The sequence below is a fragment of the Corynebacterium macclintockiae genome (assembly GCF_027570165.1).
In the GTDB taxonomy this organism is placed as follows: Bacteria; Actinomycetota; Actinomycetes; order Mycobacteriales; family Mycobacteriaceae; genus Corynebacterium; species Corynebacterium macclintockiae.
The window spans coordinates 47,225-66,591 of the sequence record NZ_JAKMUV010000001.1 but is presented as its reverse complement, the minus strand read 5'-3'; the positions used below and the strand labels follow the sequence as shown (position 1 = coordinate 66,591).

15 protein-coding genes, 2 tRNA genes and 1 pseudogene are annotated in these 19,367 nt (G+C 62.7%); 13 read left to right on the top strand and 5 right to left on the bottom strand.

Annotated features, from left to right (window positions below; all coding sequences use genetic code 11):
• The first annotated feature begins 58 nt into the window (after positions 1-58).
• From L8U58_RS00280 to serA, 3 genes are all read left to right on the top strand, one after another.
• A complete protein-coding gene (locus L8U58_RS00280; RefSeq protein ID WP_034975190.1) occupies positions 59-1,183 on the top strand; it encodes a cation diffusion facilitator family transporter in 1,125 nt (374 codons plus the stop codon).
• Between the two features lie 231 nt (positions 1,184-1,414).
• Complete coding sequence (locus L8U58_RS00275; RefSeq protein WP_274706394.1) at positions 1,415-2,833, top strand: GTP-binding protein; 1,419 nt, start codon at positions 1,415-1,417, stop codon at positions 2,831-2,833.
• A gap of 98 nt (positions 2,834-2,931) precedes the next feature.
• Positions 2,932-4,521 (top strand): phosphoglycerate dehydrogenase, encoded by a 1,590-nt coding sequence (gene serA, locus L8U58_RS00270; RefSeq protein WP_269954426.1) that lies wholly within the window; start codon positions 2,932-2,934, stop codon positions 4,519-4,521.
• 80 nt (positions 4,522-4,601) lie between these two features.
• Here the strand turns inward: serA and L8U58_RS00265 are convergent, their stop codons facing one another.
• On the bottom strand, positions 4,602-6,161 hold the full coding sequence (locus tag L8U58_RS00265) for an ABC transporter permease (protein ID WP_269954425.1): 1,560 nt from the start codon (positions 6,159-6,161) through the stop codon (positions 4,602-4,604).
• Between the two features lie 77 nt (positions 6,162-6,238).
• Positions 6,239-7,120, bottom strand: coding sequence for an ABC transporter ATP-binding protein (locus tag L8U58_RS00260; RefSeq protein ID WP_274706393.1), 882 nt, complete (start codon positions 7,118-7,120; stop codon positions 6,239-6,241).
• 172 nt (positions 7,121-7,292) lie between these two features.
• Here L8U58_RS00260 and L8U58_RS00255 point away from each other — a divergent pair, with 172 nt between their 5' ends.
• The gene (locus L8U58_RS00255; protein ID WP_269954423.1) at positions 7,293-8,309 is read left to right on the top strand and encodes a 3-isopropylmalate dehydrogenase; all 1,017 of its coding nucleotides are present in this window, start codon (positions 7,293-7,295) and stop codon (positions 8,307-8,309) included.
• Positions 8,310-8,391: 82 nt separating this feature from the next.
• Here L8U58_RS00255 and L8U58_RS00250 read toward each other — a convergent pair whose 3' ends face one another.
• Entirely contained in the window at positions 8,392-10,122 is a 1,731-nt protein-coding gene (locus L8U58_RS00250; RefSeq protein ID WP_269954422.1) for an alkaline phosphatase D family protein, read from the bottom strand.
• A gap of 193 nt (positions 10,123-10,315) precedes the next feature.
• On the opposite strand from L8U58_RS00250, the gene L8U58_RS00245 reads away from it, so the two are divergent.
• Entirely contained in the window at positions 10,316-11,128 is an 813-nt protein-coding gene (locus tag L8U58_RS00245) for a fumarylacetoacetate hydrolase family protein (RefSeq protein ID WP_269954421.1), read from the top strand.
• Between the two features lie 35 nt (positions 11,129-11,163).
• On the opposite strand, the gene L8U58_RS00240 is transcribed toward L8U58_RS00245, so the two are convergent.
• Positions 11,164-12,306 (bottom strand): isochorismate synthase, encoded by a 1,143-nt coding sequence (locus L8U58_RS00240; RefSeq protein ID WP_034991486.1) that lies wholly within the window; start codon positions 12,304-12,306, stop codon positions 11,164-11,166.
• A gap of 170 nt (positions 12,307-12,476) precedes the next feature.
• Here L8U58_RS00240 and L8U58_RS00235 point away from each other — a divergent pair, with 170 nt between their 5' ends.
• The 8 genes and pseudogenes from L8U58_RS00235 (at position 12,477) to L8U58_RS00205 (ending at position 18,627) form a co-directional block, all read left to right on the top strand.
• Positions 12,477-13,301 carry a TIM barrel protein gene (locus L8U58_RS00235; RefSeq protein WP_269954420.1) on the top strand — a complete coding sequence of 275 codons (825 nt, stop codon included), beginning with the start codon at positions 12,477-12,479 and terminating at the stop codon, positions 13,299-13,301.
• A 154-nt stretch (positions 13,302-13,455) separates the two neighbouring features.
• Positions 13,456-14,514 carry a CE1 family esterase gene (locus tag L8U58_RS00230; protein WP_269954419.1) on the top strand — a complete coding sequence of 353 codons (1,059 nt, stop codon included), beginning with the start codon at positions 13,456-13,458 and terminating at the stop codon, positions 14,512-14,514.
• Positions 14,515-14,956: 442 nt separating this feature from the next.
• Positions 14,957-15,997: a CE1 family esterase gene (locus L8U58_RS00225; protein ID WP_269954418.1), complete on the top strand. Its 1,041-nt coding sequence runs from the start codon at positions 14,957-14,959 to the stop codon at positions 15,995-15,997.
• Between the two features lie 57 nt (positions 15,998-16,054).
• Complete coding sequence (gene gltX, locus L8U58_RS00220; RefSeq protein WP_269954417.1) at positions 16,055-17,554, top strand: glutamate--tRNA ligase; 1,500 nt, start codon at positions 16,055-16,057, stop codon at positions 17,552-17,554.
• A gap of 17 nt (positions 17,555-17,571) precedes the next feature.
• A pseudogene (locus tag L8U58_RS10250) lies at positions 17,572-17,733 on the top strand (glycine zipper domain-containing protein); the annotation flags it as partial.
• Positions 17,734-17,848: 115 nt separating this feature from the next.
• Positions 17,849-17,920, top strand: a tRNA-Gln gene (locus L8U58_RS00215).
• 1 nt (position 17,921) lies between these two features.
• Positions 17,922-17,994: transfer RNA gene (locus L8U58_RS00210), tRNA-Glu, on the top strand.
• A 75-nt stretch (positions 17,995-18,069) separates the two neighbouring features.
• The gene (locus tag L8U58_RS00205; RefSeq protein WP_187402256.1) at positions 18,070-18,627 is read left to right on the top strand and encodes an LURP-one-related family protein; all 558 of its coding nucleotides are present in this window, start codon (positions 18,070-18,072) and stop codon (positions 18,625-18,627) included.
• Here L8U58_RS00205 and L8U58_RS00200 read toward each other — a convergent pair.
• The gene (locus L8U58_RS00200) at positions 18,624-19,367 is read right to left on the bottom strand and encodes a hypothetical protein (RefSeq protein ID WP_051873835.1); all 744 of its coding nucleotides are present in this window, start codon (positions 19,365-19,367) and stop codon (positions 18,624-18,626) included. The genes L8U58_RS00205 and L8U58_RS00200 overlap by 4 nt on opposite strands.

The window sequence follows — 19,367 nt, the reverse complement described above, 5'->3', positions numbered from 1 at the left end:
CCCCGTCTTTGTTTTCAGTAAGTTGTCAATAAGGGATGTGGCTGCCTAAAGTGAGGGTATGAACGACCCCGCAAGCGCAGCTCAGCAACAACCACAGGACCGTGGTGGTGCCGACGTGCGCCGCCACGGTTCTGCGCGTTCCAGCGAGTCCGCGCCTGCGGCTGGCGGCGCGCCCGCGTCGACCGCTGGCAGCGCGCCCGCGCCCGCCGGCGTATCTGAGGGGGGCCATGCACATTCGCACGAATCCGGCCATGCACAGTCCCACGACTCTGGCCACGGGCATTCGCACGGGCATTCGCACTCCCACGCGCCGACGGATGCTCCGCTGCGCGCGCTGCTCATCGTGCTGGGCGTCACTGGCACAGTTTTCTTTGCAGAGCTGATCGGCGGTCTGATCACCGGCTCCGTCGCGTTGCTCGCCGATGCGATGCACATGCTTTCGGACGCCGCCGGCCTAATCATTGCGGTCGTCGCCATTTTCATCGGTCGCAGGGCCGCAACTGCGCAGGCGACCTTCGGCTATCGGCGGGTGGAGGTGCTCGCTGCGCTCGTCAATGCGGTCACCGTGTTGGGAATCTCCGCTTGGATCGTGGTCGAGGCGTTCCAGCGCCTCAGCGAGCCGGTGGAGATTATGGCCGGCCCGATGATGATCGTCGCGGTGATCGGCCTGCTAGCCAACATCATTTCCGCGTGGATCTTGAACCGCCAGCGGGAGCATTCCGTCAATGTCCAGGGTGCATTCCTGCACGTGCTGGCGGATATGTTGGGTTCCGTCGCGGTGCTAGTGGCGGGTGGCGTGATCATTCTGACCGGCTGGCAGTATGCGGATGTTATCGCCTCGCTGGTGATTGCCGCACTGGTGTTGCCGCGCGCCTGGCAGCTGATGATGCAGGCCTTGCGCATTCTGCTCGAGCAGGCGCCTCCGGGCTACCGGCCCGCTGAGGTTGATGCTTTGCTGCGGCAGGTCGACGGCGTGCTGGACGTGCATGATCTCCACCTGTGGTCGCTGGATGGCACGAGCGCGTTGGCATCGGTGCATTTGGTGGTTCCGGAAGGGCGCGACCCGGCCGCGGTGCTGTGCGCGGCGCAGGCCGCGCTGCAGGAGCGGGGGATCGCGCACGCCACCATTCAGGTGGAGCGCGCTAGCCACGCCGACCACGAGGGTCCGCAGAACGTTTGCTAATTCCGGCTTTACACAGTTTCGGCGTTACGTACAGCGCCAGCTTTGGGTAGTTCCAGTTTGCGTAGTTTCAGCTTTCGTCAGTTCCAGAACTAAGCAATGCCAGCTTTGAATGGTTCCAGCGTTCGGCACGTGCAATTCTAAGTGGCCGTGGGCTGCGGGTTTACTTCTCTAGACTTCTGGAAACAGAGCGGTAATGAAAACAGGTTGCAATAGTGTGTAGGGTTACGGTCTATGAGACACGCACATAGTCATTCATCCGCCCGCACGGCCTCTGAAACTGCGCCCACTGCCGATGCTCCAAGCCAGGGGAGCGGGACCGCTACTGCCACCGCCGCGAGCGTTGGGGCTGCGTCCGCGAACGCGGTGCCTGTGGATGCCGCGCCCGCGTCTGCCACCGCCCCGAGCGTCGCACCCGCGCCCGTCGCCAGCGCCGCGCCTGCGTCTGCCAGTGCCGCGCCCGCGCCCGCCTCGACCACTGCGAGCGCCACGCCTGTCACGGTGTTGTCCGGATTCCTTGGATCGGGCAAGACAACACTGCTGAACGACCTGCTCGCCAACCGAGGAGGCCGCCGCATCGCGGTGATCGTCAACGATTTCTCGGAAATCAACATCGACGCCGCCCTCATCGCCGGCGAAGGCCACCTCACGCGCGGCGAAGACCGCTTCGTCGAGCTCACCAACGGCTGCATCTGCTGCACATTGCGCGAGGATCTGGTGGAATCCGTCGGCACGCTCGCGCGCAGCGGCAACTTTGATCACATCGTCATCGAATCCACCGGGATCTCCGAGCCCATGCCCGTCGCCGCAACCTTCGAATGGCGTTGGGAGGACGGCACTCGCCTCGCGGACGTTGCGCCGATCGACACAATGGTCACTCTTGTGGACGCCGCCCAGTTCCTGCAGCAAATAGGGCAGAAGAAGCTGCTCACAGAAGCGGACCTGCAGGCAACTGAAGAGGATGAACGCACCATCGCAGATCTGCTGGTCGACCAGGTCGAGTTCGCGGACGTCATCTACGTCACCAAGGCGGACCTCGTCAGCGAGGAACGCTACCGCGCGACGGTTGCGCTGCTGCGCCGAATGAACCCGCGGGCGCGCATCGAGAAACTCCTCCACGGCCGCATCGTCGCCGACCAGTCCGATGCCCCAACAGGCGCAGGCGCCGACGCGGGCGGCCCTGGCGCGGCTGAGACTCCGAGTGCGGCGACCGACGGCGAGGGGCGGTCGGCGGTTGACGACATTCTCGGCGTACACCTCTACGACGAGGCGACGGCCCGCGCCTACGAGGGCTACCTCGACGAGCTGGAAAACCCGCACACCCCAGAGACGGAAGAGTACGGCATCAGCTCCGTTGTCTTCCGCGGGGACCGCCCCTTCGACAGGGAGCGCCTGATCAAGGCTCTGCGCTCCACGACCGGGCTGGTGCGCTCCAAGGGATACTGCTGGATTGCCGATCGTCCAGAGCTTGCCCACGTCTGGCACCAAGCTGGTCCCGACCTGCGGATACAGCCAGCGGGCGGGTGGCGCCAGGTGGGGCTAACCCCCTCCAGTGAGGTGGTACTGATTGGCGTCAATTTCGATGCAGACAGAGCGGTACAACAATTCCTTAAGGCAATGCTGAGTGACGCAGAGGTAAGAGTTATGCTGTAAGGGTCGCACGTCACATTTGGATGGCGTGGTCCCTTCCCGCGTCGGCGCGGTCGTTTCGGCGTGGGCGAGGCAATGTCGCACTTTAGGGAGAAACATTCGTGAGTAACACCCGTCCGGTAGTCCTCATCGCCGACAAGCTGTCCCAGTCCACCGTCGATGCCCTCGGCGATTCCGTCGAGGTTCGCTGGGTCGACGGCCCGAACCGCCCCGAACTGCTGAAGGCAGTCGCAGACGCAGACGCACTGCTGGTCCGCTCTGCAACCACCGTTGACGCCGAGGTGCTCGAGGCAGCACCGAAGCTGCAGATCGTTGGCCGCGCTGGCGTGGGTCTGGACAACGTTGACATCGACACCGCCACCTCCCGCGGCGTGATGGTCGCCAACGCCCCGACCTCCAACATCCACTCCGCCTGCGAGCACGCCATCAGCCTGCTGCTGTCCACCGCCCGCCAGATCCCCGCCGCCGACAAGACGCTGCGCGACGGCGAGTGGAAGCGTTCCTCCTTCAAGGGTGTGGAGATCCTGGGCAAGACCATCGGCATCGTCGGCTTCGGCCACATTGGCCAGCTGTTCGCCCAGCGCCTGGCCGCCTTCGAGACCGACATCATCGCCTACGACCCGTACGCCAACCCCGCCCGCGCCGCACAGCTGGGCGTGGAGCTGGTGGAACTGGAAGAACTGATGGGGCGCTCCGACTTTGTGACCATCCACCTGCCGAAGACCAAGGAAACCGCGGGCATGTTCAACGCGGACCTGCTGGCAAAGGCCAAGAAGGGGCAGATCATCATCAACGCCGCTCGCGGTGGTCTGGTGGACGAGGCCGCCCTGGCGGAGGCCATCAAGTCCGGCCACATCCGCGGCGCCGGCTTCGACGTGTACGCCTCCGAGCCGTGCACGGACTCTCCGCTGTTCGAGCTGGAAGAGGTCGTTGTTACGCCGCACCTGGGCGCTTCCACTGTAGAGGCTCAGGACCGCGCTGGTACCGACGTTGCCGCATCCGTCTTGAAGGCTCTGTCCGGCGACTTCGTGCCTGACGCTGTGAACGTTTCCGGTGGCAAGGTCTCTGAAGAGGTTGCCCTGTGGCTGAACCTGGCCACCAACCTGGGTCGCGTGGCCGGCGAGCTGCTGAACGGCGCTCCGAGCACCGTGACTGTCACTGCCCGTGGTGAGCTGTCCACCGAGTCCGTTGACGCACTGGGCCTGGCTGGCCTGCGTGGCGTGTTCTCCGGCGTGATCGACGAGCAGGTCACCTTTGTTAACGCTCCGCAGATCGCCGAAGAGCGCGGCGTGGAGCTGGATGTACAGACCCACGACGAGTCCGTCAGCCACCGCTCCGTCCTGGAGGTTAAGGTTGTCGGCACCGATGGCGCTACCGCCTCCGTCGCAGGTGCGCTGACCGGCCTGCAGCACGTGGAGAAGATCGTTCGCATCAACGACCGCGGCCTGGATCTGCGCGCCACAGGCACCAACCTGTTCCTGGTTTACCCGGACCAGCCGGGAGCGCTGGGCAAGGTCGGTACGCTGCTAGGCGGCAAGGGCATCAACATCGACGCCGCCGCACTGTCCCCGACCAACGATGAGTCGCAGGCTACGCTGGTTCTGCGTGTCGCCCAGGATCTGGATCAAGAGCTGGTCGACGAGGTCAAGGCAGAGCTGAGCGCCTCCAACGCGTTCGTGCTGAATTTTTAATGGTTTAAGCGATAGTTGTTATCGTGTCAGGCCGGGCAGGATCTGCCCGGCCTTTTCTATTGACGCCCCACGCCGCGCAGCTACAGGTAGTGCTGTACCTTCTGCGCGATGTCCGGCCAGTGTAGATCGAGCTGACGGGAGGCGCGGCGGTTTAAGATCCAGGCGACGCCGATGATGATGACCCCGTGGAGCAGTACGCCTGCCCAGCTCAGAAGTGGGATGTCGGCAATGCTGTCGCTGTTGCCAGCGGAGGTCTCCAGTGGGATGAGCGTTAGAAGCGCACCCGGCAGGATGGATAGGCTCAAGGTCAGCATGATCACGAATGCGGAGATGATAGCGCTGGAACCACCGTTACGCTGCTTAAAGGCGTTGGTTCCCGGTGCAGTGGTCTGGGAGGGGAAGTAGGCGGCGCTGAAGTTCGCCATGGCGGAGGCGATAAAGACGGTCCCCAGCGTCAAGGCGCTGGCTAGAAGCCAGGCGGCGCTGAAGCTCTTGAAAGCTCCCGCGGCGATGCAAATAATCAGCCATATTGGGAGCAATACCGTCACGGTGGAAAGGGTGCGGCTGGTGACGATCTGCTTGCCGCGCACACCGGCGACCATGTGCACCCAGTTGGACGGCCCGTCCATGCCCAGGGAGTTGCCCGCCACCTGTTGGGGGCCAAGGGATACAAAGAACATCGCGAACCACAGCATCCAGCCACTGTCGCTATTGGTCATTCCCATCAGCATGTAAAAAGCGCAGAAGACGACCACGAACGTCAGGCTCATCACGAAGCGGTTATCGCGGCGCCAATAGCGAATCTCGCGGGAGTACAGTGCGCCAACGGGGGATGCGGGGACTCGCGGCAGTAGTAGGCTGTCTCCCTTCGCTGCCCGGGTGGCATGCTGAGGAGGGAGGGGATTGTTCAGGTCGTGCTTGACGGCCACGCGCAGCACAACAGTGACTGCAAGGATTGAAACGAGGCAGATCACACCCTTGGCGATGCCCGTATTGACGCCACCATTTCCGATGTCGGTCAAGTCAGCGGCAGCGCCAGCGGCGGCGGCGAAGGGAGTCCAGGACATGATCGTGGAGCTGGTCTCCACGGCGGCGGTGGGATCCGAGCCATCGGAAAGCAACTGTGGAGAGAGATACAGCGCCAAAAAGCCGAAAGTGACGACGAAACCGGCGACATTGCCCCAGAGTTCGCTGAACTTGGTGGCAATGCTGCTGAGCGCAGCCGCGAGAGCTTCTCCCGCCAGGAGGGTGAATACTAGTTGGAGTACGCACCCGAGGATCCACAGCGCACCGGCGCCGGGGGAAGCCATCTTCGCAAAGGCAAGGTAACCGAGCACAGACATGATGATCGTGTTGACCAGCGAGATCGCGGCGCGGGAGTTGAGGAACATTGCCGTGACCATGCCTGGCAGGAGGTCACGGTCGGATAGTGGCAACGAGCTAAACATGCGTGGATCTAGCATGCGTTCCTCGCTGGGAAAGATGGCTGATAGCGCGAGGTAGAGCACGCTGCCGAGCCCCATCGTCAGCACGAACATGGCCGGGTTGCCGTCGGACAGGAGGGCTCCGTAGCTGGTAAAGGCCAGGCCAACGCAGCCCATCACTGCGAAGATGGTGATGGCTACGGACGAAATGATCATCTGGATATTGCCTGTAAAGGCGTGTGCCCAGAGTGTGCAGTGGAGTTTGAGAAGGGTCTTGGTTTTCGACACTGGTCCTACCCTTCGTGGTGGTGGGTGGGCAGGTCACGTCCGCTGTGTTCGGCTTGTCCACCGCGCAGCCAGCCGAAGGATTGCGTATCCAGCTGCTTGCCGCCCACGGCCTCAACGAAGCGTTCGGAGAGGGACTTGCCCGCGCGCACCTGCTCGGTGGTACCGGCAGCAACGACGGTGCCCTGGTTGATGATTGCCACATGGTCGCAGAGTCCCTCGACCAGTTCCATGACGTGCGAGCTCATGATGACCGTGCCGCCCGCGCCGACATAGCGTCGCAGGATAGTGCGGATGACTTCGCCGGAAACGGGATCCACGGCCTCAAAAGGCTCGTCGAGGATGAGCACCTCCGGGCTGTGCAAAAGGGCACCGGCCAGCAGGATTTTCTTCTTCATACCCGCGGAGTAGTCGGCGATGTACTTCTTGCCGGCATCCTCTAGATCGAGTGCCTGCAGCAGGTCTGCAATGCGCTGCTGCAGTTCGTCGCCGGGGATGTCGCGGAGGTAGCCCAGATACTCAAGGTATTCCTTGCCGCTGAGGCGCTCGAACACGGGAAGGCCGTCCACCAGCAGACCGTAACTACGCTTTGCTGCCAGTACTTCTTCTTCGGGTTGGGTGTTCTCAAGGTCGCTCCACAATGGGTGGCCGGCGATCCAGGAGTTACCGCCATCGGGGCGAATTATGCCCGTAGCTGCGAGGATGGCGGTGGTTTTACCGGCGCCGTTAGGGCCGACAATTCCGTAAAAGCTGCCCTTTGGCACGGTGAGGCTGAGATTATTTACCGCCACCTTGCCAGGGAAGTTCTTATATAGATTGCGGATGACCAGCGCTGCGTCGCTGACCTCCGGATTTGTAGTTGTATGTGAGGGATATGGCTCGTAAGTCATGTTCTTCACACTAACAGCGGCGTCTGTTTAGAGGTGTCAAAGAAGTGTTTCTGTCGCCGCGGAGGTGTGAGCGCCTTGGAAGTAATCCATTTTTAGGTTGTTAGGCAAGTGCTGTCCGGGTGTCGTGCTATGGTCATAATTGACCAACTAGTGAGACAAAGGAGTTCATATAATGAAACTCGCAGTGATTGCCGGTGATGGAATCGGTACTGAAGTAACGGCAGAAGCACTGAAAGTTCTGCACGCCCTGCGCGACGATGTAGAGACCACCGACTACGACCTCGGTGCTCGCCGCTACCTGCGCAATGGTGAACTCCTGACCGACGCAGACCTGGAATCCCTGCGCGAACACGACGCGATCCTGCTGGGGGCCATCGGGGATCCCCGCACCGTACCCGCTGGAGTGCTGGAGCGAGGTTTGCTGCTGCCGCTGCGCTTCAAGTTGGACCACGCTGTGAACCTGCGTCCGTCGAAGCTGTACCCCGGATCTTCCAGCCCGCTGGCCAACCCGGGCGACATTGACTTCGTCGTCGTGCGAGAGGGGACCGAGGGCCTCTACTGCGGCAACGGCGGCACACTGCGCGAAGGAACTGACCACGAGGTGGCGTCCGAAGTTTCCCAGAACACCTACTACGGCGTGGAGCGCGTGGTGCGAGACGCGTTCGAGCGCGCGCAGAGCAGGCGTAAGAAGCTGACCTGGGTACACAAGACGAACGTGCTGGTCAACGCCGGTGGTTTGTGGCAGCGCGCCATCGAAACGGTGGGGCAGGAGTACCCCGAGGTGCAGGTCGATTACAACCACATCGACGCGGCGACGATCTACATGGTCACTAAGCCACACGAATACGACGTGATCGTCACGGACAACCTGTTCGGCGACATCCTGACCGACCTGGCGGGCGCCGTGACCGGCGGCATCGGCCTGGCTGCCTCGGGCAATATTGATCCTTCGCGGAAGAACCCCTCTATGTTCGAGCCGGTGCACGGCTCCGCGCCGGATATTGCGGGCCAGGGGATCGCCGACCCGTGCGCGGCGATCCTGTCGGTGGCGCTGATGTTGCGCCACCTGGGCGACGACGCGAATGCCGAGCGGATCGAGGCCGCCGTGCTGGCGGAGGCGGGCTCGCGCGATGGCGGCCCCGTGAAGACCGCGGAGGTTGGCGACCGCGTGGTCGCGAACCTCAACTAGCGCGCAACGGCGCGCTGCCCGCTGCGCAGCACTAGCCGTGCCCCCGGCTGCTGCGCGCTCCGGCGACAGTAGCCTTTAGTGGCTACTGGGCGCGCAGCGTCTTCGACCACAGCTCCTTGCCGCGGGTGGTGAACAGCCGGACGGTCAGGTCCTTCGACCCGCCGTCGATGTCCACCTCTCCGAAGTGTTGGAAATCATCCAACGGCGAGGAGTTTTGCTTATCCTTCGGCGGCGCGTGAACGTACACAACCTCCGGGCCGAAGGTGCCGTCCATCTTGTTCGGGCCAAAGCCGCCGGCGTTCAGCGGGCCAGAGACGAACTCCCAGAACGGCGCGAAGTCCTGGAAGTCCGCACGATCCGGCGAGTAGTGGTGGGCGGCGGTGTAGTGCACATCGGCGGTCAGCCACACCACATTCCGCACGTCCTTGATGCCACTGAGCACGCGCCCGATCTCCGCCTCGCGGCCGACGGCCTTTCCGCCCGTGCCGTTGGATACACCTTCCTGATCGTCCCCGTCCGGAACCACGATCCCCAGTGGCAGGTCGTTGGCGATGATCTTCCACGTAGCGGTGGATTTCTTCACCCCGTCGATCAGCCATTTTTCCTGCTTGGCTCCCAGGATGTGGCCCGGCTTGGTGGCGGAAGCTCCGCTGTCCGGGTTGCGGTCCTTGTAGCTGCGCATGTCCAGCACGAAGATATCCAGCAGCGAGCCGTAGGAGATCTTGCGGTACACGCGCCCATCCACCGCCATCTTCCGGTCCAGAGGTTGCCACTCGTGGAAAGCCTGGAAACCGCGCTGAGCCAGTAGGTTCACGTCCTTGACCTGGTACTTGTCGTCCTCCAGGATTTCACCTGGGTACCAGTTGTTGGTCGTCTCGTGGTCATCCCACTGCACAAGCTGGGCGACCTGGGAGTTGAACCTCTTGTAGTTTTCGTCCATCAGGTTGTAAGCGTGCTGGCCGCGGAATTCCTCTAGGGTTTCGGCCACCTTGTTCTTGAACGGGCTGGTGAGGTTCTTGAAGATCCGGCCATCGTCCATCTTGTGGTTCGCCTCGATCGGCCCGTCGGCGTAAACCGTATCGCCGGAGTGGATAAACAGGTCCGGGTTGCGATCCGCCATCGTCTTCCAGCAGAACATGCCACCGATGTCTGGGTTGATGCCGTAGCCCTGGCCCGCCACGTCGCCGGACCAGTGCAGGCGGATGCTCTTGGGCGCCTGGTTCGTCGATGGCGCGGTGGTGAAACTGCCGGTCACCGGTTGGGAACGCACGGCGGTGTGTTGATCCTCCATGATCACGCGGTAGTGGATCTTTTGGCCCGGCTGCATGCCGACGAGACGCAGGCGACCGGTGCCGTCGCTGTCTGGGGTGAGCATGGCGCCGCGGAAGGTTTTGGTCTTGTGGCGCGGAAAGGTCGGGTCCGTCGAAGCTTCGACGACCATGCGCGCCGGTCGATCGACGCGCGCCCATACAAGGCCGCCGTCGGGTCGGACATCGCCGGTAGCGACGCCATGAGTGATCACCGGGCGGGCGCGCTGCAGCCCAAGCGAGCCGATTGCCCCGCTGGAGCCCGCCACGCCAGCAGAGCCTGTCGAGCCCGCCGAGCCCGCTACGCTGCCGGCCTGCGAGCCGAGAGCGTTCGCCACGCCCGTGCCGAGTAGTGCGGCGCCGGTGGCACTCGCGCCGGCTAGGAACGTGCGCCGGGAGGTGTCGCGCGCGCGGGAGCGGGCGCCAGTGGCGATGCTGGGACTGTCGGAGCTGCTGGAGTTGTTGGGATTGTTGGAAGTGTGAGGGTTAACGCTGCGATTCGTCATAGCGGCCAAGCTACGTGTGAAATCTGTCGCAGCCGTGGCAGGGGAATTAACCGCGAGTGACAGGAAAACAAATTCGCGGTGAATGGCCGGGCGGGGGAGGAGGTGGCGTCGATAGTTGTGGGGACCAAGCGACAGGCAAGAAAAAGTGACACAACAAGAGGGACCCAAGACCGGTGGGGTAGGGTATGAAAACATGCGTATTGCTCGAATTGCACACCCAGAGGGCATGGCTTTCGCGATCGTCGAGGGGGGCCAGCCGGACGGCACCGGCGCCACCTGCCGCGAGATCGCCGGCCACCCCTTCGGCCAGCCAGAATTCACCGGAAAATCATGGCCCATCGAGGACGTGCGGCTACTGGCCCCGATCCTGCCGTCGAAGATCATTGCCGTCGGACGCAACTACGCTGATCACGTCGAGGAAGTCTTCGCCAAGAGCGCCGAGCACCTGCCGCCGACGATCTTCCTGAAGCCCCCGACAGCCGTCATCGGGCCCGAGGTTCCCATCCGCATCCCCGAGTGGGCGACGCGAGTGGAATTCGAGGGCGAACTGGCGATCGTCATCGGCCGCCCCTGCAAGGACGTCAAGCGTGCCAACTGGAAGGACGTGGTGCTGGGGTTCACCATCGTCAATGACGTTTCCTCCCGCGACCTGCAGTTCCAGGACGGACAATGGGCGCGCGCAAAGGGCCTGGATTCCTTCTGCCCGCTGGGTCCGTGGATCGAAACGGCTGTCGATAGCATCGAGATCGACAACCAGCCGATCAAGGCGCACCTCACGCACGATGGGAAGACGGAAACGAAGCAGGATTCCAACTCCAACCAGATGATCAAGGACATCCCGGAGATCATCGAATGGGTTTCCTCCGCGTTCACGCTGCTGCCGGGCGACGTGATCTGCACCGGCTCGCCCGCCGGAACCGCAGAGATGGTTCCGGGCGACCGCATTGAGGTTGAAATCCCCGGGCTGGGCAAGTTGGCCAACCCAGTGCAGGCCTACGGCAAGTAGCCGGCGGGGCCGCGCCCCTCGCGCCGAGCCCCGGCCTAAACCTCCCGCAGCGCTGCAGGCACGTTGAGTGCCCGCAGCGCTGTTTGCAGCTTCGCGGAGGTTTCCTCTGCCTCCTTGGTCGGGTTCGAATCGACCACAACTCCGCCGCCCGCCCACGCGCGGGCGGTGTTTTCCTCCACGATGGCGCAGCGGATAGAGACCATGAACTCCCCGTCGCCCTCTGAATCGCACCAGCCCACCGCGCCGGAGTAGAACTCGCGCGGGGACTTCTCCTGGGAAATCACTCCCAACGCATCATCTGTCGGCGTGCCGCCAATCGCCGGGGTGGGGTGCAGCATCAGCGCCAAATCCAGCGCGGAATACTCGTCGTCCTTCAACGTGCCAGCGATCTGAGTGCCCAGGTGGATCATCTCGTTCGTCTCGTGGATCTCCGGAGTATCGGGGATATCCAGCTTCTCGCACAATGGCTCCAGCACACGGCGGTAGTGATCCACCACGAAGCGGTGCTCGCGTAGGTCCTTGGTGGAACTGGCGAGGTCGCGGGCTGTGGCGTCATCAATAGAAAAAACTCCGGTGCGCGGCGCCGAACCGGCCATGGGGAAGGCCGAGACGCGGCGCCCCTCGCGGCGAATCAGCATCTCCGGGGAACTGCCGACGAACATGGCGTTCCGGTACTCGTCGCGGCCGGTGGCCGAAAGGTCCACGGCGAAGCCATCCCGATACGCGGACAGGTCGATCAGTCGGGCGGCGATCAACAGTGGGTCGACCGCCTCGGCGAAGGTGATGTCCACGGCGCGGGCCAGCACGACCTTCTCCAACTGGGTTTGCTGGATCGTGGCGACGGCGGCGGCGACCATGGCGGCGTGTTCCTCCATGGTGGTCTGTGCCTCGACGGATTCGACGACGAGGGAACGGGCGGCATCCTGGCCGCGGAAGAACGCTGGGGGTTCCAGCGGGCCTTCGGCGCGGATGACGTTCTGTGGCTCCATGAGGGCGGCGCGGAGTGAGGTATCGAAAGGAAATGCGCCGACGATCAAGTCTGCATCCTTGTTTCGAAGTGCCGTGGAGGCCTCGAAAGGGTCCGGGAACGTCGCCTTGCGGCCCTGCGTGCGGATGCTGCGATCTGGGCGGGAAAGCAGGAAATCCGGGGCGGTGGCCGGTCTCTGCTCGTGGGTCATGCGTGCCAGTTTACTGCCCGGGGCTACTCTGTCGCTCCTTGGGCTGGGGTTGGGTGGCGTGCGCGCGGCGGCTGGGGCGGATAGTGCGCGGCGTGCACGTGGCGCGTGCACGACACAGCGGCCCGATCCGGATTCTGAATTACAACGTCCTGCATGAAAAGATGATGCTTATGAATACAGAATCAAGTGTGCGGCCGGCCGGTTACGCCACCGCGATGAATTACTCCCTCGGGGCGAAGACTGGCGCGGAGGCTCTAGAGGCTGTCGCGAATTCCCCCTTCGACAAGGTGGAGCTGTGGTGGCCGTGGGATACGCCCCACCCGTCCGAGCAGCAGATGCGCCAGCTTGTGGATGCGCTGGCCAAGGGGCGCCCAGAGAATCCCCGCCAACTGGTTGCGCTGAATCTGTGGGCTGGGGATCTGGCTGCTGGCGATCGGGGAGTGTTGCACCTGGTCGGCCCGGAGGAAGGTGCCGACGGTGCTGGCGCGGGCACCGACCCCGACGCTGAATCCGGCGACCCTGCCATCACCGAGGAGCTCATCGAGCACCTGAACGTCATCGAGTACCTGCATCGCCTCACGGGCGTCCGCCGCTTCAACGTGTTGGTTGGCCGCGGCGGTCGCGTACTGCAGCGCCGTCAGGTGCGCGCTTTCGCCGCGGTGGCGAAGCGCCTGGCCCGCTTCGGGGGCATCGCCCTCATTGAGCCTCTTAGCGGCATTGAGGATTACCCTGTGACCAGCATTAAGGAGGCAGCGCCCCTGGTTGCCGCAGGCGGTCGCCTTCTTATTGACGCCTACCACCTCGCCGCCAACGGTGAAGATTGGACTTGGCTCGCCAGCCGGGGAGCGGAGTACGAGCTGTGGCCGGAACATATTCAGATCGCGGACTTCCCAGGCCGCGGTGCGCCGGGGACTGGAGATGCTCCGCTGGAGGAGTGGGTTAACCAGCTGCGGGAGGCGGGGTACGAGGGCGAGGTCGTCCTTGAACACGTCTAACGGGCGTAGCTGAAAGAAAGCTGAAGAAAGTTCACAGGGGTCGGCGTGTTGTAGCACCCGTGAAGTAGCGGTTGCCTCTAGTGTTACGTTTGTGACTCATGTGACTTCTGTTAAAGGTGTTGAAACTGGGCGCGCTGCGCGCCTCGTTCTGCTCGTGGCTGTTTCCGTAGCGATGACGCTGGCGATGCTGGCTTCGATGCTGGTCGGCGGCGCGGGCGTTGCCCCCGCCCAGGCGGCTCCGGCGCCCAAGCCGGCACCGGCTCCTGCGCCTAAACCTGCACCGAAACCTGCGCCCGCTCCGGCTCCAGCGCCTGCGGCTAAACCAGCCCCCGCTCCGGCTCCTGCACCAGCGCCTAAACCAGCGCCAGTGCCAGCACTGAAGCCGGCACCGGCGGAGAAGTTGGCGTCCACAATAGATAGGGCGAAACCGGGGCAGCCAGAAAACACTGAGTTCCGGCGTCCAGACGGCAGCACCCGCAGTGCAATCGTGAGCGTGACCTCTAACTACGACCCGCACAGGCCCACACCGGTGCTGCTTGGGTTCGGTGGGCGTGACGATACCCCGGAGAACTACCGCAACTACTCGCGCTTCTCTAACACTGGCGCGGCCAACGAGGCGATCGTGGTTTACCCGCGTGGCATCGACAACGCATGGGAAGGCGCGCCCTACGCGACCAGCCGACGCGGCCAGGATGTGGACTTTGTACGACAAATCGTCAACGAGCTGGGCAAGCGCTTCAACGTTGACCGAAACCGCATCTACGCTGCGGGAATGTCGAACGGTGGCGGGTTTGTGATGAACCTGGCGTGCCAGGCTCCCGACCTGGTGGCTGGCGTGGTGAGCGTTTCCGGAGCCTTCTACAACCCAGTTAATGAAGGCTGCGCGCCAGAATCGGTGCCGACTTTCGTGATCCACGGTCAGCGCGACGAGCTGACCCACTACGACGGAGGCACGCTGCACGATGCGCCGTACTTGCCCGCACCGCACCTGATCCATTCGCGTGCGCTGCGGAATGGATGTGCCCCACAGCCGGTGGTGGAGCAGAAGCCTAACAATGTCACCCAGTTTGGTTACCCGGGATGTCGCGACGAGGCCGTGTTCTGGCGGATCAATGACCAGGGGCACAACTGGCATTTTGCTCCGGATGTTGCCAATGAGGCGTGGAACTTCCTGGCGCGCCAGAACAAGGCACTGCCGGGGGCTGCTAGTTAGTTAGCTGTGCTGGGGCATATGGCTGACCAGCTGCTGCGCTTTTAGGTAAATAAAAACTGGAGTCGTTAACGGATTCCCGTTCTGACGACATTTAGGCGCTCATCGGCGCAAATGCAAGTGCCCATCGGCGCAAAAGGCGACGACTAGTGAGGTGCGGGTGCCGTGAAGGTTCTGTGCGGGTGGGGTGAGACGGTAGGGGTGAATGTGGCGGGGCGATGCTGTCGGAGGTTGTAGGCGAGGGGAGTAGTCAGGTGCCCTGAGGAAGGGGTGTTATGGCGAGTGAAATACGAGGGCTTCCTGGAAAGAGATGTGACTGATGGGGAAGATTGTGCCTCATGGGTCACAGGGGCTTGCCAGGGCTACACCCGCCTGAATGGTTTTTAAAGGGAAAGTGGGTAATTCCCGCCGCTAGGTGTATGTTTAAGCGGTGCAAAAATCCTTCATGCGTCTAAGTCTTAACGGCTCCGCGGCCCACAGCGTGGCTCACTCCCACGCCGCCACCCACTCCACTGGTCGTACCCACGCCGGTCGCTTCCGCAAGCTCACTCTTTCCCTCGCGGTAGCTCTCGGCCTCGCCACCGGCACTCTAGCCGGCCCGGCGCTGGACACTGTCGCCGGCACCGAATCTGCCACTCCGCAGGCCAGCGCTCAAACTCCGAACAGCCTGATTGGCAAGCTCTCTGGCAGCCTCAGCGGCTTGGCTAGTGGCATGTCCCCGCGCCCGGCGAACAACTACCAGACCTTCAATGTCAATGGTAAGACCCGCACTGCCCTTGTCGACGTCCCAGCCAACTCGGGGAACCGCAAGAAGCCGATTCTCTTCATGTTTGGCGGTCTTGGCCAATCGGCTGCAAGCGCAAAGGACATGTCTCGCTTCAACGCGATCGCTGGCCGCACCGCTATCGTCGTTCACCCGGAGGGCATCGGCCACGCATGGGAAGGCGCGCCGTATTCCAAGACTCGCCGCGGCGAGGATGTTGCCTTTGTCCGCACCATGGTCAAGACCCTCGCTAAGCGTTACAACGTCGACACTAAGCGTATCTACGCGGCTGGCATGTCCAACGGTGGCGGCATGGCGATGAATCTGGCCTGCCAGGCTCCGGATTTGGTTGCTGGTGTTGTGTCTGTTTCTGGTGCTTATTATGACGCTACCATGGGCAACTGCAAAGGCCGCAACGTACCGACGATGCTGATCCATGGCGCTCACGACAACGTAGTTCGCTACGGCGGCGGTGTCCGTCACGGCATGCACTACTACGGTGCTCGCGCTGCTTTCGACAATGCAGCACGCCGTAACTCCTGCAACATGGGGACTCTGCACGGAACTCGTGCCCACCCTGCTACTAGCGGCTACACCTACAGTGGCTGCCGAGCTTCGACCGTGTTGTGGCGCGCACACATGGGAGGCCACAACTGGAATGCCTACGCTCCGGATGCTCCGACGGCTGCATGGCACTTCCTGTCTCGCCAGCGCCACGCCTAGTCGCACCACCCCTAGCGACCGCGAAGCGCTGAACGCGAAAAGGTACAGTTAGAGACCATGAGTGAAGTTAGCGAAGTTCGCGTTCGATTCTGCCCGTCGCCAACCGGCACCCCGCACGTCGGCATGGTCCGCACGGCACTGTTCAACTGGGCTTATGCTCGCCACACCGGCGGCAAGCTCATCTTCCGCATCGAGGATACTGATGCGAAGCGAGACTCCGAAGAGTCCTACCAGGCCATCATCGATTCCCTGAAGTGGCTGAACCTCGGCTGGGACGAGGGGATCGAGGTCGGCGGCCCGCACGAGCCCTACCGCCAGTCCCAGCGCATGGACATCTACGCGGACGTCCTGGAGAAGCTGAAGGAATCCGGCGACGTGTACCCGGCCTACTCCACCAACGAGGAAGTCCAGGCCCGCCACAGGGCTGCTGGCCGGGACCCCCAGCTGGGCTACGACAACTACGACCGCGACCTCACTGAAGAGCAGATCGCGCAGTTCAAGGCGGAAGGCCGCGAGCCGGTCTGGCGCCTGCGCATGCCCGACGATCGCATCTACGAGTGGCATGACCTGGTCCGTGGCGACATGAGCGTGGACGGCAAGACCGTCCCGGACTTCGTGGTCGCGCGCTCCAACGGCCAGCCGCTGTACACCCTCGTTAACCCGGTGGACGATGCTCTGATGGAGATCACGCACGTCCTGCGAGGCGAAGATCTGCTGCCGTCCACACCGCGACAGATCGCACTCTACGAGGCGCTGGTACGGGTGGGCGTCGCTAAACAAGTACCTACATTCGGCCACCTACCGTTCGTGATGGGCGAGGGCAACAAGAAGCTCTCCAAGCGCGACCCGGAATCCAACCTGTTTAACCACCGCGACAACGGCATCATCCCCGGGGGCATGCTGAACTACCTGTCGCTGCTGGGCTGGTCGCTGTCCGCCGATGAGGATATCTTCACGATGCAGCAGCTCATCGACAACTTCGATGTGGCGGACGTGAAGCCGAACCCGGCGCGCTTCGACCAGAAGAAGCTGGAGGCCATCAACGCCGACCACATCCGCCTGCTCGAGCTGGGCGACTTCACCGAGCGTCTGCGCGCCTACCTGGAGGAGTACAAGGACTTCCCGGCGGACTATCCCGCGGACAAGTTCGCCTTCGCCGCGGAGCTGGTGCAGACGCGCATCAAGACGCTCTCGGACGCTGACGGTCTGCTGCGCTTCCTCATTACTTCTGACGCCGACTTGTCCCTGGACGAGAAGGCCGCGAAGAAGAACCTGAAGGAGGACGCGGTGGAGGTTCTCGAGGTTGCCATCGCGCAGCTGGAGGCCATCGCGGACGGGGAGTTCAAGACTGACGTCATCGAGAATGCGCTGCAGTCGAAGCTGATCGAGGAGATGGAGCTGAAGCCGCGCAAGGCCTACGGTGCCCTGCGCGTAGCCATCAGCGGTGCGGCTGTGTCCCCGCCGCTGTTCGAGTCCATGGAGCTGCTGGGCAAGGAGTCCACGCTGGCGCGCCTGAAGTCCGCCCGCGAGCAGACGCCGTTCGCACCCGCGCAGTAGCCCGCGCAGCAGTAGGCGCAGCGGTAGGCACTGCGGTAGGCGCAACGGTAGGAACTGCGGTAGGCGCAACGGTAGGAACTGCGGTAGGCGCAACGGTAGGAACAGTAGCGCGTGCCGCCCTGCGGGAGCGGCGGCGCAGTGAGCGTACGATGACCAGAAAATGTGGATTGACCAGCTGATTTGCTTGTAATTCGCTGTTCTGGTTATAGTATTCACCGTTGCGAACGAGGTTCGCAGTGTTCAACGACCTGGATATCCGGGGAGTAACGCTTGCGGGTTTTGTTCGACGAACGATGGCCTATGGTGTAATTGGCAACACTACGGTTTCTGGTACCGTCATTCTAGGTTCGAGTCCTGGTAGGCCAGCGCCCCGTTCGTCTAGCGGCCTAGGACGCCGGCCTCTCACGCCGGTAACACGGGTTCAAATCCCGTACGGGGTACAAATATTGAATACGACGACCTCCGGTCGGCTTCACTTCAGAAGCGGGCTGGAGGTTTTCTTTATCGTTGGTGGCGTGTTCACGTCGAATGAGTTGATTATCTCCCAATACCAGGCGATCGGTCGGGACGAGTTCACCATCACCGATCCGCAGGGCGTACAGCTCGGTACTGCGCGCCAGACGCGGAAGCTGGGCGATCTGTTCAAAGCTTCGCGCGGGGTAGAAGTCTTCGATGCCACAGGCACGCCTGTGCTTACGATCGAGGACCCGGTGAATTTCTTCTTCGACAGGTACGCCGTGCACCGAATCGACCCTGAGTCCGGCGAACACTCAGAGCTCGCGCACATCACGAAGCGGTTTGCGTGGTTCAACGCCAAATATGACGTAGATATTGCCGGTTATCCGCAGATTGAGGTCTACGGCGAGTCTTTCCAGCCCGACCACACGTTGTCGAGCCAGGGGCGCAATATCGCGCAGGTGAACGCGCAATCTCCTGGTTTAGGCAGGGCACTGATGGGCAAGACTGCGTACCGCATCATCATTGAACCGGGACTTGACGAGAACGTGCATGCTGCAGTTATCGGTATCGCTTTCGCACTGGATATGCGCAAGAAGAAGATGCGAGAGAGCTAAACGCGAATGCCCGCCCTGCCGTCGGACATAAGTGGCGCGCCGTCGGCATTACGCTTCACGGGGAAATCCTCCGGCAAGAAGAGGCCGCGCCCTTCCTTCAGCGCCAGCGAGCGCCACTTCGTCCCCTGAATCCAGAAGACCTGCGGAGAAACCTTGCCGACCTGCATGGGGTAGTACTGCTCCGTAACCGCGGCGAGCGCCATGATGTCATCCGCGGTGTTGTCCGGGCGGATCGCATGGATGAAGATCGTGCGCCCGCCGACGACAGACGCTACGTGGCCGTACCCGTGGTCAGGTAACTCCAGCATCTGCACCATCGTGGGGAATGCGCAGATCCATGCGGCTGCGAAGGGGAAATCGAACTCCAGCAGCTGTATGTCATACTGCGTTGCCGACGTAACACGGTGCAACTCGTTCAGCGACTTGTGGATCGTGTTGGATAGCGCCATGAAGAACAGCGGCATGGACCCATTAGTTGCGTCAACCCCGGGGAAGAACAACTCCGATGTTGGCTTGGCATCCATGTCGAAGCTGTCGGGGAGATCCTTATCCTCGATCGGGTTGAAGTGTCCGCCCTCCAGCGTTGCCAGCATGCGATGGACATTCGGAATCGGGGAGGGCTTAGCGTAGGTGACCTTCGACGCATCCTGCGGCAGTGGCGTGATGAAGGCGTAGATCTCCGCGCCGTTGGCGTTGGTGAGGGTGGATGATCCGTCGGGCTCAGTCGTGATTCGCAGCAT